This is a genomic window from Amycolatopsis sp. NPDC039088 (assembly GCF_055598845.1).
Genome location: NZ_JBVKAE010000032.1, coordinates 14,641 through 30,305 on the forward strand (window position 1 = coordinate 14,641; position 15,665 = coordinate 30,305).

At 68.5% G+C, this 15,665-nt stretch carries 16 protein-coding genes; 6 read left to right on the plus strand and 10 right to left on the minus strand.

Going from position 1 to position 15,665, the window contains the following annotated elements; translation table 11 throughout:
- Positions 1-13: 13 nt before the first annotated feature.
- The 4 genes from ACZ7KI_RS32580 to ACZ7KI_RS32595 all read right to left on the minus strand — a co-directional run bounded on the left by ACZ7KI_RS32580 (position 14) and on the right by ACZ7KI_RS32595 (position 4,047).
- The gene (locus ACZ7KI_RS32580) at positions 14-1,084 is read right to left on the minus strand and encodes a Glu/Leu/Phe/Val family dehydrogenase (protein WP_470276871.1); all 1,071 of its coding nucleotides are present in this window, start codon (positions 1,082-1,084) and stop codon (positions 14-16) included.
- Between the two features lie 172 nt (positions 1,085-1,256).
- The gene (locus tag ACZ7KI_RS32585) at positions 1,257-2,450 is read right to left on the minus strand and encodes a DegT/DnrJ/EryC1/StrS family aminotransferase (protein WP_470276872.1); all 1,194 of its coding nucleotides are present in this window, start codon (positions 2,448-2,450) and stop codon (positions 1,257-1,259) included.
- A complete protein-coding gene (locus ACZ7KI_RS32590; RefSeq protein ID WP_470276873.1) occupies positions 2,447-3,229 on the minus strand; it encodes a tryptophan 2,3-dioxygenase in 783 nt (260 codons plus the stop codon). Before ACZ7KI_RS32590 ends, ACZ7KI_RS32585 begins: the two co-directional genes overlap by 4 nt.
- A complete protein-coding gene (locus ACZ7KI_RS32595) occupies positions 3,226-4,047 on the minus strand; it encodes a PaaX family transcriptional regulator (protein WP_470276874.1) in 822 nt (273 codons plus the stop codon). Before ACZ7KI_RS32595 ends, ACZ7KI_RS32590 begins: the two co-directional genes overlap by 4 nt.
- Before the next feature lie 48 nt (positions 4,048-4,095).
- On the opposite strand from ACZ7KI_RS32595, the gene ACZ7KI_RS32600 reads away from it, so the two are divergent.
- From ACZ7KI_RS32600 to ACZ7KI_RS32615, 4 genes are read left to right on the plus strand one after another with little or no spacing between them, the layout of a single operon-like run.
- Positions 4,096-4,839: a creatininase family protein gene (locus tag ACZ7KI_RS32600; protein WP_470276875.1), complete on the plus strand. Its 744-nt coding sequence runs from the start codon at positions 4,096-4,098 to the stop codon at positions 4,837-4,839.
- Positions 4,836-6,338 (plus strand): benzoate-CoA ligase family protein, encoded by a 1,503-nt coding sequence (locus ACZ7KI_RS32605; RefSeq protein WP_470276876.1) that lies wholly within the window; start codon positions 4,836-4,838, stop codon positions 6,336-6,338. The genes ACZ7KI_RS32600 and ACZ7KI_RS32605 overlap by 4 nt, the downstream gene beginning before the upstream one ends.
- Complete coding sequence (locus ACZ7KI_RS32610) at positions 6,335-7,027, plus strand: SDR family NAD(P)-dependent oxidoreductase (RefSeq protein ID WP_470276877.1); 693 nt, start codon at positions 6,335-6,337, stop codon at positions 7,025-7,027. Before ACZ7KI_RS32605 ends, ACZ7KI_RS32610 begins: the two co-directional genes overlap by 4 nt.
- Positions 7,024-7,851, plus strand: coding sequence for an enoyl-CoA hydratase family protein (locus ACZ7KI_RS32615; protein ID WP_470276878.1), 828 nt, complete (start codon positions 7,024-7,026; stop codon positions 7,849-7,851). Before ACZ7KI_RS32610 ends, ACZ7KI_RS32615 begins: the two co-directional genes overlap by 4 nt.
- A gap of 8 nt (positions 7,852-7,859) precedes the next feature.
- Here ACZ7KI_RS32615 and ACZ7KI_RS32620 read toward each other — a convergent pair whose 3' ends face one another.
- Positions 7,860-8,789, minus strand: a complete 930-nt coding sequence (locus ACZ7KI_RS32620) for a helix-turn-helix transcriptional regulator (RefSeq protein ID WP_470276879.1) — start codon at positions 8,787-8,789, stop codon at positions 7,860-7,862.
- A gap of 62 nt (positions 8,790-8,851) precedes the next feature.
- Here ACZ7KI_RS32620 and ACZ7KI_RS32625 point away from each other — a divergent pair, with 62 nt between their 5' ends.
- On the plus strand, positions 8,852-9,322 hold the full coding sequence (locus ACZ7KI_RS32625) for a VOC family protein (RefSeq protein ID WP_470276880.1): 471 nt from the start codon (positions 8,852-8,854) through the stop codon (positions 9,320-9,322).
- A 373-nt stretch (positions 9,323-9,695) separates the two neighbouring features.
- On the opposite strand, the gene ACZ7KI_RS32630 is transcribed toward ACZ7KI_RS32625, so the two are convergent.
- From ACZ7KI_RS32630 to ACZ7KI_RS32650, 5 genes are all read right to left on the minus strand, one after another.
- Entirely contained in the window at positions 9,696-10,613 is a 918-nt protein-coding gene (locus ACZ7KI_RS32630; protein ID WP_470276881.1) for an SMP-30/gluconolactonase/LRE family protein, read from the minus strand.
- Between the two features lie 11 nt (positions 10,614-10,624).
- Positions 10,625-11,281 (minus strand): histidine phosphatase family protein, encoded by a 657-nt coding sequence (locus tag ACZ7KI_RS32635; protein WP_470276882.1) that lies wholly within the window; start codon positions 11,279-11,281, stop codon positions 10,625-10,627.
- A complete protein-coding gene (locus tag ACZ7KI_RS32640) occupies positions 11,282-12,346 on the minus strand; it encodes a phosphotransferase family protein (protein WP_470276883.1) in 1,065 nt (354 codons plus the stop codon).
- Entirely contained in the window at positions 12,343-13,095 is a 753-nt protein-coding gene (locus ACZ7KI_RS32645; RefSeq protein ID WP_470276884.1) for an SDR family oxidoreductase, read from the minus strand. The genes ACZ7KI_RS32640 and ACZ7KI_RS32645 overlap by 4 nt, the downstream gene beginning before the upstream one ends.
- A gap of 100 nt (positions 13,096-13,195) precedes the next feature.
- Positions 13,196-14,446, minus strand: coding sequence for a S8 family peptidase (locus ACZ7KI_RS32650; RefSeq protein WP_470276885.1), 1,251 nt, complete (start codon positions 14,444-14,446; stop codon positions 13,196-13,198).
- 256 nt (positions 14,447-14,702) lie between these two features.
- Here ACZ7KI_RS32650 and ACZ7KI_RS32655 point away from each other — a divergent pair, with 256 nt between their 5' ends.
- Complete coding sequence (locus tag ACZ7KI_RS32655; RefSeq protein WP_470276886.1) at positions 14,703-15,662, plus strand: hypothetical protein; 960 nt, start codon at positions 14,703-14,705, stop codon at positions 15,660-15,662.
- Positions 15,663-15,665 lie beyond the last annotated feature (3 nt).

Sequence of the window (15,665 nt, forward strand, 5' to 3'; positions counted from 1 at the left end):
CGGGACGAGAGACCTACACCGTCAGGATCGACCGCAGTCCGCCGACCTCCGCCATCCGGCGCTCGGCCAGCCGGTCGGCCGCCGTCGCCGGCGGGACGCCATCGGCCTTGGCCAGCGCGAACACCGCCTTCGTGGTGTCGAAGATGGCCGTGGTCTTGCGCTTCGCCCGCGCGAAGTCGAAGCCGTGCCGCTCGTCGTCGACCTGGATCACGCCACCGGCGTTGACCAGGTAGTCCGGCGCGAAGAGGATGCCGCGGTCGTCGAGCTGCTTGCCGATGCCGGGATGCGCGAGCTGGTTGTTGGCCGCGCCGCAGACGATCTTGCCGCGCAGCAGCCCGACCGTCTCGTCGTTGAGCACGCCGCCCAGCGCGCACGGCGCGAAGACGTCGAGTTCGGTGCGGATCAGCGCGTCGAGGTCTTCGACCACCTCGACGCCGGGGTACGCCGCTCGGGTGCGCTCGATCGCCGCCGGGGAGACGTCGGTGATGACCACCTGCGCGCCCGCCTCGATCAGATGCCCGACCAGGATGTGCCCGACCTTGCCGACCCCGGCGACGCCGACCTTGCGGCCCGCGAGTTCCGGAACGCCCCAGACGGCGTCCGCGGAGGCACGCATGCCCTGGTAGGTGCCGAAGGCGGTGAGCACCGAGGAGTCGCCGGCGCCGCCGTTCTCCGGCGAGCGGCCCGTGACGAACTCCGATTCGCGGGCGACGATGTCCATGTCCTGCACGTAGGTGCCGACGTCGCAGGCGGTGATGTAGCGGCCGCCCAGTGACTGGACGAACCGGCCGAAGGCGCGCAGCAGCGCTTCGGTCTTGTGCTTCCGGGGGTCGCCGATGATAACGGCCTTGCCGCCGCCGAGGTCGAGCCCGGCGAGCGCGTTCTTGTAGGCCATGCCCTTCGACAGCGCGAGGACGTCCGCCAGCGCGGCTTCCTCGGACTCGTAGGGGTAGAACCGGGTTCCGCCGAGCGACGGCCCCAACGCCGTCGAGTAGATCCCGATGATGGCCTTCAGGCCGGTGGCCTGGTCCTGGCAGAAGACGACCTGTTCATGGCCGGTGCCTTGGCCGAACACTTCGGTCACTGTGGTGACTCCTTGTCATGGAGTGCACGCTGCTTGTGGCACACGTGCGAAGATCCTGGATCATCGGCACAGTCCCCGCACGAAGGTCATCCGGCGGCGACGGTGCCACATCGCAAACCTAGATCTCCCCGGGGCGTTCGCCAAGCCGGGGATGCGACGTTCTCGATACAGGTCAGCCCCGGACGACCTGGTAGAGGACGCGGAGCGCGGAGTCCAGCTGCTCGTCGGACAGATAGGGCGCGGGCCCGAACCTCAGATACGCGCCGCGGCTGTCGGTCCGGACGCCCCGGTCGGCGAGGGCGGCCTGCAGCGCACCGGCGTCGGCGCACTTCAGCGACAGGAAGCCGCCGATGCGGTCCAGCGGCGCCTCCCGGTCCCGCGTGATGACGTCGTCGGGCAGGCCGAGCTTGTCGAAGCCCTCGGCGAGGAAGCCGACCTGGTGCCGCGAAACCTCACGCAAGAACTCCGGCGTGAGCCCCTGTTCGGCGAAGAACCGGAAGACGCGCGCGCCCCGGTAGTGGCTCGTCGGGTCGTAGGTCGCGCCGGCGAACCTGTCCGATCCACTGGCGTAGGCGACCTGGCCGGGTCGGCGCTCGTCCGCGAGAGTGCCGAACTCGGCGTACCAGCCGGTGACGACCGGGCGCAGTTCCTGCGCGTGCGCCGGCATCCGCAGGAAGCAGTTGCCTTCGCCGAGCTGGAGGTACTTGTAGCCGCCGCCGAGCACCCAGGCGTTGGTGAGCCCGAGGTCGTGCAGCGCGAACGGGACGGCGCCGAGCGCGTGGTAGGCGTCGACGACGAGGTTCACCGACTTCGAGAGGCAGACGTCGGCGAGGTGGGCCAGTCCGGGCACGAGCCGGGAGGTCTCGAACAGCACGGCCGAGACGAGCACCGCGGCCGTGTCTTCGGTGACTTCGGCCGCGACGCGTTCGGCCAGCGTGTCGACCGGCGTCGCGGGGACGCGGACCACCTCCACGCCTTCCTCGGCCAGCCGGGTCAGTTGACGTCGCAGCGTGTGGAATTCACCGTCGGTCGTGATGATCCGGGGGTGCCGGCGCAGGTCCATCGCCGACAGAAAGCGGATCACCAGGTCATGGGTACTGGCGCCGAGCGCGATGGCGCCGTGCGGATCGCCGAGCAGCGCCCGGAACCCGGCCCGCATCTCGTCTGCCTTCGCGAAGGCGCGGTCCCACTTCGTGTCGACCTCTTCGGCCGCGTCGGCGAAGGCTTCGAGAAGACCTTCCTCCGCGACGTCCGGCCACGCCTGATGCGAATGCCCGGTCAGCAGGATCCGGTCCGCCACCCCGAATTTCGTGTAGTGCGCCGCGAGCGCGTTGGGGTCGCGGCGAAGTTCGTCGAGGGTCGTCAAAGTCGGCTCCGCACTGCCCAGAGGTCCGGGAACATAGGGTGGAAAAGCGTCGTACGCAGGTAATGCGCTCCCGACGAACCCCCCGTCCCGGTCTTGTCTCCGATGGTGCGCTCGACCATCTTCACGTGCCGATACCGCCACTCCTGCATCCCTTCGTCCAGGTCGACCAGGTGCTCCGCCACGACCGACGGCCCGGTGTCATCGCGATAAACCTGCAGCAGAACCTCTTGGAGCGCCGGAGAGGGTTCGAGTGGCTTGGTGACGTCGCGCCCGGTCGGAACTTCGTAGTCCTTCACCGCGAGGTACGTGACGAAGGAATCGAAGAGCGACGGCCGGGACATCGCGTCGGCGATCTGGGCGCGCTGTTCACCGCCTTCGGGGTAATGCGCGAACACCCGCTCGTCCCGGCGGCCGAGGACGGCCTCCAGAACACGGAATTGAGCCGACTGGAACCCGCTCGAAGCGTCGAGTCGCGCACGGAAACTGGTGAACTGGCTCGGAGTCATCGTCTCGAGCACATCGATCTGCGCGACCACCACCTTGAAGATAGTCAGAATCCGCCGCAGTGTGCGGACGGCGTGAGCGGTGTTACCCGCCTCGAGTTGCTCCTGCAGGTAAAGCGCCTCGTGGAGAACTTGTTTGAACCAAAGTTCATACACTTGGTGGATGACGATGAAGAGCAATTCATCGTGCTCGTCGGACCGGGGACGCTGGGCGTCCAGCAATTCGTCCAACGAAAGGTAGGACGTATAACTCAAGGCCGCCTGAGTGTCGTTCATTTTTCTGTCACCTCATCGAAATGGCGTTGCGCCGCCGGAGCCAAAACCTGGTAGAGATCGTGGAAGAGTTCGACCGCGGCGGCCCGGCTCGGCGGAGCCGGTACGAGTTCGACCGGGAGTTCCGGATCGAGCGAGGGAAAGGCGCGGAAGGTGTGCGTCAGCCAGGTTCGGACACGGAACGCCTCGGCGTCAGGCAACTCGCCTGAATATCCGCTGAAATCCCGGACGAACGCTGCGTAACGCGCCGCCAGGCCGTCGAGGTTCCAGGCACGTTCGGCGAACCGCCGCACGTCGAGCGCGAGCGACGGTCTGCCGAGCATCAGCCCGGCGTATTCGGAGACGTCGAGTTCGGCCAGCAGGGCGAGCACCTCGGCCTCGCGGTCGTGCGGGGCGATCCAGGTGCCGTCCTGCACCGGGCCGAAGCCGAGGAAGCGCAGGCGGCGGACCAGCCGTTCCCGCGCCTGACGACGGGTTTCCGGGATGCTCTGCCACAGCACGGTCCACTCCCCGACCGCGCGTTCGCGTCTGCCGAGGGAGAAGATCCGGCGGTCGCCGTCTTCCAGCAGCGCGATCGTGCGGCGGGTCAGCGAGTAGTGGACCAGCCGCCCCGCCTTGTGCCGGGCGAGCAGATCGCGGCGGGCGAGCCTGGCCAGCGCGATCCGCGCCGCGCCGTCGGAAAAGCCCAGCCCGGCCAGCACGCTGACGAGGCCACCGGACCAGACACGGCGGCTCTCCCGTGGCGACACGTAGGTGCCGAGCAGCGTCATCACCAGCTCTTGGGGAGCTGGATCGCCGTGGAGCGGGGACGATGCGGGCATGGGCGCAACTCTATACACCTCAGGCCGCTGCGGTGTAGCTTGATTCGGGTGACGTACTTCGCGGATTTGAGCTCACGTCAGGTCGCGGCGCTCGCGTCGCACGAGCGCGTTCCGGTGCTGCTGCTCCCGGTGGGCGCCGTCGAACCGCATGGACCGCACGCCCCGCTGAGCACCGACCCCCTGATCTCGCGAGGAATGTGTGAACGCGCCGCGGCGCGGCTGGCCGGTGATCCGGGTATCCGCGTGCTGATCCTCCCGGAGGTGCCCTACGGCGTGACCCGCTTCGCGGCGGGGTTCGCGGGCGGCATCTCGATCGGCGAGGAGACCTTGCACGCGCTGCTGACCGAGATCTGTGGCGCGCTCATCGAGCAGGGCCTTCCCCGCGTCCTGCTGGTCAACAACCATTTCGAGCCTGCCCATCTAATGGTGCTCCGGCGGGTGGTGAAGACCGTCGAAGCGGCGCACGGCGTCGGGATCGGTTTCGTCGACCTGGTCCGCCGCCGGTACGCGGCGCGGCTCACCGACGAGTTCCGCTCCGGCGAATGCCACGCCGGGCGCTACGAGACGTCGCTGGTGCTGGCGGACCGGCCCGACCTGGTCGACGTCACGATCCAACGCGAGCTGCGGCCCGTCCACGTCGATCTGGCGCGCGGCGATGCCACGGATTTCGTCTCGGCCGGGATGACCGACGCCTACTGCGGGGAACCCGCCTTGGCGACCGCCGAGGAAGGCGAAGAGACCTTCTCGGTGCTCACCGACATCCTGGTCGAGGCGATCCGGGAGCTGGTATGACCTTCAACCTGGCGACCCATTTCGTCGACCGGCTCCCCGGTGAGCGGACGGCGTTGCTGTGCGGCGACGAGGAAGTCACCTACGCGGAGCTGGCGGCGCTGGTGAACCGGGCAGGCAACGTGTTGCGGGACCTCGATGTCCGAAGTGGACAGCGGGTGCTGCTGGCGCTGAACGACAGCGTCGAATTCGTCGCCGTCTGGTACGCGGCGCAGAAGATCGGCGCGGTCACCGCCGAGGTCTATTCGTTCTTGCAGCCCAAGGATTACGCGTACTACCTGAACTACACCGAGGCCGTGGTGGTCGTCGCCGACGCGTCGACGCTGCCGGCGCTGCGCGAGGCCGGGGCGCGGAACCTGCTGGTCGTCGGCGATCTCGCCCTGGAACCCGGTGAGCATTCGTTCGACTCGCTGGTCGCCTCTGCTGCTCCTGAGCTCGAAGCCGCGCCGACCACACTGGACGACGTCGCGATCTGGAAGTTCACCACCGGCAGCACCGGCTCCCCCAAGGCCTGCGTGCACCCGGCACGGAGTGCGCTGGAGAGCTTCGAGCGGTACGCGCTCGGCGTGCTCGGCCTGCGCGAAGACGACCGCGTGCTGGCCGTGCCGAAGCTGTTCTTCGGCTACGCGCGCGATCTGACCGCGCTCTTCCCTTTCGGTGTCGGCGCGTCCGGGATCGTCTTCCCGCAGCGCAGCACCGCGAGCCTGCTGTTCTCCCTGATCGAGCGCTACCGTCCGACGATCCTGGTGAACGTGCCGACCATGATGAGCGCGATGATCGCCGATCCGGCGGCGTCTACTGTGGACATGAGTTCCCTCCGGCTCGCGACGTCGGCGGGCGAGGCACTGCCCTCGGAGCTGCATCGCAAGTGGGACAACCTGTTCGGTGTCCCGGTGATCGACGGCATCGGCTCCTCGGAGGCGTACCACATCTACCTCTCCAACAGGCCCGGCGATCAGCGGGTCGGCAGTCTTGGCCGTGAGGTGCCGGGCTACACCGCGCGGATCATCGACGAGACCGGTGAAGCCTTGCCGGACGGCGAGATCGGCACCCTGGAGGTCACCGGGCCGACCATCGCCCGCGGGTACCACGGCGATCCGGAGAAGACCGCGCGGACCTTCCACGGCGACACCTTGCGCACCGGGGACCTGTTCAGCCGCGACACCGACGGGTACTTCCACCACCACGGCCGCGCCGACGACCTGCTGAAGGTGTCCGGCGTGTTCGTCGCGCCGAGCGAGATCGAAGACTGCCTCATCGGTCATCCCGCCGTCGTCGACTGTGCGGTGCTGGGGGTGAGCGTCGACGGGCTGGTGGTCCCGCGGGCGTGCGTCGTACTGGCCGACGGCGCTTCCGTGACCGCCGACGAACTGAAGGACCACGCGCGGGCACAGCTGGCGAAACACAAATATCCGCGCGAGGTGGTGTTCGTGACCGAACTCCCCCGCACCGCCAACGGAAAACTCGATCGGCGCGCGCTGCGCCGGGTGGAGGCGCAGTGAGCAGGATCGTCGTCGTCACCGGCGGGACACGCGGGATCGGCGCGGCCGTCGCCGCCCGGTTCCAGGCCGCGGGCGACCAGGTGCACGCACCCGGCCGGGCCGACTGCGACGTCACCGACGAGGACGCCGTCGCCCGGTACTTCGAAGCGCTCGGCCCGGTGGACGTGCTGGTGAACAACGCCGGTGTCTCGTCGAGCGCTCCGCTGGCGAAGACGTCACTCGACCAGTGGCGCACCCAGATCGAGGTCAACGCGACCGGCGCTTTCCTTTGCACGCGGGCGGTTCTGCCCGGGATGCGGGCACGGGACACCGGCCGGATCGTCACGGTCGCCTCGACGGCGGCACATCTCGGCTACCGCTACACGGCCGGCTACACCGCGTCGAAGCACGCCGCAGTCGGGCTGATGCGGGCCACCGCCGCCGAGGTCACCGGCACCGGCGTCACCGCGAACGCCGTCTGCCCGGCCTTCGTGCGCACGGACATGACGGCCGCTTCCGTGGCCAGGATCCGGGAGCGGACCGGCCGGGACGAAGCCGGCGCGGAAGCCGCCCTCGCGGCCGCGTCCCCGCTCGGCCGCCTGCTCGAACCCGACGAGGTCGCCCACGCGGTGGCCTTCTTCGCGGCGCCCGAAGCCGCCGCGATCAACGGACAGACACTCGTCCTCGATGGAGGTGGGATCCAGTCATGAGCCCGTTCCGCGCCACGCCGCCGATCACCGCGAACTGGGAACATTTCGAGTTCACTGTGGACGATGGCGTCGCCACGGTCACCTTGGACCGCCCCGAAAAGCTGAACGCGCTCACCTTCGACGTCTACGCGGACCTCCGCGACCTGCTGGCCGAGTTGCCGCATCGCGGCGACGTCCGGGTGCTGGTCATCACCGGACGCGGACGCGGGTTCTGCTCCGGCGGCGACGTCGAGGAGATCATCGGCGAGCTGCAGAAAATGGAGACCGCGGAACTGCTGGAGTTCACCCGGATGACCGGTGCGGTGGTGAAGGCGCTGCGTGAGTGCCCCATCCCGGTGATCGCCGCGGTCAACGGCGTCGCGGCGGGCGCGGGTTCGGTGATCGCGCTGGCGAGTGACTTCCGGCTACTGGCGTCGTCGGCGAAATTCGCGTTCCTGTTCACGAAGGTCGGGCTGGCCGGGGCGGACATGGGCTCGGCGTATCTCCTGCCGCGGCTGGTGGGTTTGGGGCGGGCGACGGAGCTGCTGATGCTGGGCGACAAGATCGACGCGGCTCGCGCGGAGGCGATCGGACTGGCCTCGCAGGTCGTCGAGGATTCCGAACTGAGTGCCACGGCGTCGGCTCTGGCCCGTCGGCTGGCGGACGGTCCCGCGTTGGCCTACGGGACCACGAAGGTGCTGCTGACCCGCGAGCTGGACATGGACCTGGGCAGCTCCATCGAACTCGAGGCGATCACGCAGGCTTTGCTGATGACCGCGAAGGATCACGGGGAGTTCTACGCCGCCTGGACCGCTGGACGAACCCCCCGATGGACCGGACGCTGACCCTCTTCTCACCGTGAGGCCTCCTGCAACCGCTCCCCCAAAACCCGGCACCGTTCCCGCATCTCCGCCGGCTCGATCACCTCGAAAGCGTGGCCCAGCACCACCACGTGCATCAGCAGGAAGTCCAGATCCCCCGCCCCACTCAGGACCTCGCACCGCGCGTCCCCCTTCGGCCGCACTACCGCCGCCGACGCCGGGATCTGCGCCCGCACGACCTCGGCGGGCGCGTGCACCAGGAACCGCGCCTGATACTGATAGACCCGGCTGGCCACACTCTCCTGCACATAGGCCGCGGCGTCGGGCGCCGGACGCGGCCGGAACCGCCACGACCGCGCGGAAACCTCGGACATCCGGTCGACGCGGAAGGTGCGCCAGCCTTCGCGATCGAGGTCGTAAGCGAACAGATACCAACGCTTCCCGGAGGCGACGAGGCGGTAAGGCTCAACCCTTCGCCGTCCGGAAGACGGATAGTCGAAGCCCGCCTCGACCTCGTCCCGGCAGGCACGGGCCAGCGTCATGAGCACGTCGGCGTCGATCGAGGCGCGGCTGCCGTCGAAAGCGACCACCGAGCCGGACAGCGCGCGCACCTCGTGCCGCAGCCGGATCGGCAACACCCGGTCGAGTTTGGCGAGCGCCCGAAGCGCGGCATCGCCGTCACCCGCCCCGGCCAGCAGCGAGACCGCGGTGGCGATCGCCTCCTCGTCGTCGAGCAGCAGCGGCGGCATGTCCTGGCCAGGACCGAGCTGATACCCGCCGCCGACCCCGTTGCTGGCCTGCACCGGATACCCGAGCGCCCGCAGCCGCTCGACGTCGCGGCGAATCGTGCGCGGCGTGACCCCCAGCCGGTCGGCGAGTTCGGGGCCGGTCCAAACCTGGCGCTGCTGCAGCAGCCCGAGCAGGGTGAGTACCCGTTCCGTGGTCCCTCGCTCGTCCTCCATGGCACCCACTGTGTCAGAGATAGCGGACCGATCCTGTCCGCTAGGGGTGTCAAGATGCCCTCATGAGCCGAAAGAGCCGCGAAATCCAGATCACCTTCGACGCCCACGACCCGAAGGCCCTGTCGACCTTCTGGCGTGACGCCTTGAGCTACGTCCACCCCGCCCCGCCGGGTGTCGAGCTACCCGAGGGCGCGGACCCACTGGCGGCGTGGGAAGAGTTCCTGGAGCGGGTCGGTGTGCCCGAGGACCAGCGTAATTCCAGCTCGGCCGTCCAAGACCCGGAGGGAATCGGACCGCGGCTGTTCTTCCAGCAGGTCCCGGAGGACAAGGTCGCCAAGAACCGCGTCCACATCGACATCCGCGCGGCACCCGGGCTCCAGGGTGACGAGCGAATGGCGGTGCTCGAGGCGGAATGCGACAGGCTCGTCGCGCTCGGCGCGAAGCGGGTACGCCGTCACGAGCCCGGGCCCCCGATGAGCCACGGCTTCATCGTGATGACCGACCCGGAGGGCAACGAATTCTGCCTGGACTGAGGGCGCCCGGCCGTCCGGCGCGTGAAGGTCCCCTTCCCTCGGCTGAGCCCAGGGGCCCGGCAAAGTCGCATAAGTGCTGGTCGGCACTTGTTCTTGGTGGGCCGGATGTGGCATCGCTGATGCCTGTGGGGTGCGAGTGTGGAGGATTTGGGACGGTAAAGGTCCCAAATCCTCCACGCTCGAGGTGTACCGGGTTCAGGGGCATGCCCCTGAAGTTCTGTTGATCAAGCTTCGCAACCGGGTGCGACCCCGTGTCCATGAAGGAATTGGGACACTCAACGTCCCAATTCCTTCATGGACGTCGGCCTGCGCCATGACCAAGAGGTCCCCTTCCCTCGGCTGAGCCGAGGGAAGGGGAACTTCACGCGCCACCTCAGAGCGTCGTCACGGCGATCGCGTTGTCCTCAAGCGAGCCGAAATACAGGGTTCCGGCTCGTTCACGGACGCCGACGAGCACATGGAACCCGTCGATCTCCCCGCGCAGTTCGTGCACCTGCTTCCCGTCCGGCGTCACCCCGCGCACGCCGCACTCGCGCGCGGGTGCGGGCTGAAGCGCTGTCGGCAGCGCGCGGACGCCGGCCCGCAGCGGCGCGGGAAGCTTGCGTACCAAGGAAAGCGCGGGCACCTTCGGACTCGCCACGGTGATCCAGATCAGTCCATCGCTGCCGGTCGAGATGTTGTCGGGATAGCCCCACAGATCGTCGACCAGCACGTCACGGGTTCCGGCGCGGTCGCCGGTGAGCCAGAGGCGAGCGACCCGGCAGGCGCCGGTCTCCGCGACGGCCACATAGGACTCGTCGGGTGGCAGCGCGACGCCGTTGGCGAACTGGAAACCGTCGGCCAGCTGGTCGATCTTGCCATCCGGGGTCCGCCGCAGAAGACGTCCGCCGCCGGTCTGCTCGATGAGATCGTCGCGCCAGTTGTCGATGCCGAAGCGCCGGGACGAATCGGTGAAGTACACCGTCCCGTCCTTCGCCACGGCGGCGTTGTTGCAGAACACGAAATCGAGTCCGGCGGCGGCCGTCGCCAGGGTCGTCACGGAACCACCCGCGAGCGGCATGGTGAGCAGACCGGCCTTGGCGTCGCAGATCAGGAGATCGTCGCCGTAGAACTCCAGCCCGAGCGGACGCCCGCCGGTGTCGCCGAGGACGTCGATCCGCTTGCCGTCCGGTGTGACGCGGAGGATGCGGCCGTCGTCGACGCCGGTGTAGACGTGCCCCTGGTCGTCGACCACGACGTCTTCGGGACCGTGCCCGTTCACCGGGACGACCGTGACCTTGCCGAACGGCATCGCGTTCCTCCCTAGCGGTAGGTGAGCAGTTCCGCGGCTTCCGCCTCGAAATGCGGGTGTTCGTTGAACGACAGCATGGTCACTCCGCCACGACCGGACACCAGTTTGGTGATGCCGGCGTTCACGGTGACCCGGTTCAGTTTCAGCAGCCCGGCCTCGGGGGTGCCCAGGAGCGCGCCGCAGACCGTGGCGATGACCCCGCCGGAGCTGAAGACGACGGCGTGCTCACCCTTGCCCAGTGACGCCACGACATCGGCCAGCGCGCCCTTGACGCGCGCCAGGAAGGCGGGCCAGGTTTCGGCGCACGGGCTGGTCTCCCCCGCCTCGACCCACGCGTTCAACGCACCGTCCAAAGCGGCCTGATAGGCCCGTGAATCGGTCTGCCGCACCCCGGCGGCGTGGTACTTCGCGATGTCGACGTGGTCGTACTCGTTCCAGCGCTCGTCCTCGACGACGGCGATCCCGGAATGGAGCACCTTCAACGCCGTCGCGGCCGTGTCCCGTTGGCGGGCCAGGGATCCGGAGCGCGCCTGGGTGAACTCGACGCCGCGCCGCAACAGTTCCGCACCGACCACAGTGGACTGTTCGAATCCGCGCGGCGAGAGCTGGTCGTAGTTCTCCGCACCGAAGGACGCCTGACCGTGGCGGACCAGGTAGATCGCACCCATCTACGCGGCTCCCTTCGCGATGATCCGGCGGCAGCGCCCGTCGAGGTAGCCGACGAACTGCCACAGATCCTTGAAGGCCGGGTTGTCCGTCTGTCCCTGGTGGAAGCGGAAGTAGATCTGCTGTATCACCACCGCGAGCCGGAACAGGCCGTACACCTCGTAGAACGTCCAGTCGCCGATCTCGAGACCGGACCGCTCCGCGTACCGCCGCACGAACTCCTCGCGCGTGTACATCCCCGGCACGTGCGTCGGCTGGCGGCGGCTGAGCTTCATGACGTCGTCGTCATCGTCCTGTACCCAGTACGCGAGCGTGCTGCCCAGTTCCATCAGCGGATCGCCGAGGGTCGCCATCTCCCAGTCGAGGACGCCGATGATGCCGAGATCGTCGTCGAGCACCAGATTGTCGAGCCGGTAATCGTTGTGGATCAAGCAGATCTTGGCCTCGGCGGGCTGATTTCCGGCCAGCCACGCCATCACCTCGGCGCAGTCGGGGACGTTCTCCGTCCGCGCCTTGCGGAACCGCTCGGACCAGCCGCGCACCTGACGCTCGACGTAGCCCGCCCCCTTGCCGAGGTCGGCCAGCCCGGCGGCCTCGACGTCGACGGCGTGCAACTCGACCAGCCTGTCGACGACCTTGCCGCACAGTTCGCTTGCCTGATCCGGGGACAGCTCGAGTCCCGCGGGCAGATCTCCGCGCAAAATCAGGCCTTCCAGCCGCTCCATCACGTAGAAATCGCCGCCCAGCACGGTTTCGTCGTCGCAGAAGGCGAGCACCTCGGGCACGTAAGGGAAGACCGGCCGCAACGCGCGCTGGACCCGGAACTCGCGGCGCATGTCGTGCGCGGACGCGGCCTTGTGCCCGGCGGGCGGGCGCCGCAGGATCAGCTCCCGGCCGGGATAGCTCAACAGGTACGTCAGATTCGAGGCACCGCCCGGAAACTGGCGGACTTCGGGTGGCGCATCGCCGAGTTCTGACACCCGGTCGGCCAGCCAGGCGTGCACCGCGGCGGGATCGAACGAGTCCTCGCCCCGCACCTCGACGGTCTTGTCGGGGGCCAGCGTCATGCGAACTTCTTCAGCACCGACGCGGGGATGAACCGGAAGACCCTCGCGAGCACACCCCACGGCCACGACGGCACGAACGCCTTCGCCGCCTCGGATTCGATCGCCTTCACCATCGCCTGCGCGCCGGGTTCGGCCTTCGTACCGAGCGGGACCTTCGAGATGTCCTCGTTCATCTCCGATTCGATGAACCCGGGCAGCAACGTGGTGACCTTGATCGGCGTCTTCATCAGCTCGATCCGGGTGCCCTCGGCGAAAGCCCAGATGCCCGCCTTCGAAGCGGCGTACGCGGTCAGGTTTCCGGGGAAGGCGCGAAGCGCGGAGAACGAGGAGACGACCACGAGGTGGCCGTCCTTCTGCTTGCGGAAGATGCCGACGGCGGCCTCGATCTGGGCGGCCGCGGCGAGGAAGTTCGTCTGCAGGGTCTGGCGGTTGGCGTCGAACCGGCCCGAGCCGATCGGCTGCCCCTTGCCGAGCCCCGCGTTCACGATCACGCGGTCGAGGGAGCCGAGCTCCTCGCGGAACTCCTCGAAGACGGTGAAGACCTGGTCGTGATCGTTCACGTCCAGCTTCCGGGTGACCACGGTGATGCCCGGGTAAGCCTTCTTGAGCTCCGCGGCGAGGGCGTCGAGCCGGTCGAGGCGGCGGGCGGCCAGCGCCAGATTGCGGCCTCTGGCGGCGTACTGCCTTGCCATTCCCTCGCCGAGTCCGGAGCTCGCCCCGGTGATCAGGATGTTCTTCCGCAGGACCATGGGCTGGAGCTTACCCGTTGGTAACAAGTCTCGGGGACCCTCGGACAGGTGGCTGCCCCCGGCGCCTGGGGTTCGCCGGGGGCAGCCTGTCGAGAGGGCCTTACTTCACCTGGAGCAGCTTGTTCGCCGTGCCACCGGTCGGGTTGCTGATCTTGCCGTCGGCGGCCGCGGCGACCAGACCTTCGGCGACCTGTGCCGGGGTGGCGTCAGGGTGGGCCGAGAGGTAAAGCGCGGCAGCACCGGCGACGTGCGGCGAAGCCATCGAAGTGCCACTGATGGTGTTCGTGGCGTCGTCACCGGTTCCCCACGAAGAGGTGATGTCGACACCAGGGGCGTAGAGGTCGACGACCGAACCGTAGTTCGAGAAGCTGGCCTGCTTGTCGGTCTTGTCGCTGGCGGCCACCGTGATGGCCTCCTTCACCCGAGCGGGCGAAGTGGTGCCGGCGTCGGAGGACTCGTTGCCCGCCGCGAGCGCGAAGGTCACACCCTTGTCGATGGCACCCTTGACCGCCGCGTCCAGGGCGTCGTCGGCGCCGCCGCCCAGGCTCATGTTGGCGACCGACGGGCCCTTGGCGTTCGCCGCGACCCAGTCGACACCAGCGACGACGCCCTCGGTGGTGCCGCTGCCGTTGGCGTCGAGCACGCGGACGCCGACGATCTTCACGCCCTTGGCCAGGCCGTGCTCCGTGCCGCCGATGGTGCCGGCGACGTGCGTGCCATGGCCGTGCTCGTCGTTGGGGGTGTCGTCGTTGTCGACGAAGTCCTTGCCACCGGTCGCGCGGTCACCGAAGTCCTTGTGCGAGCCGCGGACACCGGTGTCGATGACGTAGGCGGTGACGTTGTCGGCCTTCGTCGGGTAGGTGTACTTGGTGTCGAGCGGCAGGTCCGCCTGGTCGACGCGGTCCAGGCCCCACGACGGCGGGTTGTCCTGGGTCTCGCTGATCTTGAACGTCTTGTTCTGGACGACGTAGGCGACCTGCGGGTCGGCGGCGAGGCGCTTCGCGGCGGCCTCGTCGGCCTTGATCGAGAAGCCGTTCAGCGCCGAACCGAACGTGCGGGAAAGCGTGGTGCCGTACTGACCGGTGAGGCCCTGCGCCTTGGCGGCGACGTTGGCGATGATCTCGCGCGCCGCGGCCACGCCCTGGCCGACCGCGGTGGGCTTGAGCACGACGATGTAGCTGCCGCCGACGGCGTTGGCCACACCCGCGTCGCGGATCTCGCCCTGCTGCTCGGCCTGGGCCGCACCCGCGCCGAACGTGGCGACCGCCGCGGTCACCCCGGCGAGGGCGACCCCCGCCATCAAGCCGCTCCGGGTCTTTCGGGACTTCAGGTTCTTCCGGGACTTGCTCACTGGTTCCCTTCCTGCCGCGCCAGGGGCGATCACCCGGGAGGATGATCGTTGCTGAGAGCCATGCAAGCCGGTGCCGTGGTGGGCGGGCAATGATTCACAGTTACCAGTACTAGGCCATTAGGACTAAGGTCGCTCGTCCGGAAAGTCGTTTTCGCCAGGCAGACAGCGCCACTGGAGCGTTACCGCAGACTGATAATGTTATTCGTGTTGTTATCAACCGGGTCGGAAACGGCAGACGGGGGCGGTCGGGCGGCATATGGTGGCGGGGAGCGCGATCACGGAAGATGACGACCAGCCGCCTACGGCATTCGCCGCGACCTTGCGATCGGCCATCGCCACGAGCGGGCTCAGCCTCGACCGTATCCAAGCCCGGCTCCTCGCGCGCGGCGCGTCGGTGAGCGTGACCGCGCTGAGCTACTGGCAATCGGGCAAACGTCAACCGGAACGGCAGAGCTCACTCTCCGCGGTCCGGGTACTCGAAGAGGTTCTGGCGGTACCCGCCGGTTCACTGCTCAGTCTGCTCCCGCCGCCACGGCCGCGCGGGGCGTCGTCACGGCGGAGCCGCGCCACCACCGACCAGCCGCTGACCTTCCCGCTCGAAGCACTCCAGGTCCTGCTGGAGAAGGTCGGCGCGCCCAACGCGCTCGAACAACACCATCAGCTGAAACTGGTCGGCCTGCACGACCTGTGCGAGATCGCCGAGGACGGCGGGCAACGCGCGGTGACCGCCAGGGCGGTGTTCCAGGCGGGCGCGGACGGACAGGACCGCTGGCTGCTGGTCTACGCCCAAGGTGACCCCGACGCCGGCCCACCGGTGCTGAACACGCTGCGCAACTGCCACGTCGGCCGCGCCGAAGTCGACGACGAGCACGGGCTCACGGTCGCCGAACTGCTTTTCGACCGGCCGATCGACCGCGGCGAGACTCACCTGATCGAGTACTCCCTGACCAACCCCGGGCCGCCGTATCCGGAATGCCGGAACACGCATTACCGCGAGTTCCGGCGTCCCGTGCGGGAGTACCTGCTGGAAGTCCGGTTCGATCCGGACACCCTTCCGGCCAAGTGCTGGCAGTACAGCGCGCACGGGCCCTCGGGTGTCGCACGGGGATCCGCGCCGCAGGACCGCCGGGACCTGAAGCTCGATCAGAACAACGGCGTCCACGCCGTCGCGCTCGACTTCGGCCCCGGCGTCTTCGGCATCGACTGGGAGTACTGAGCA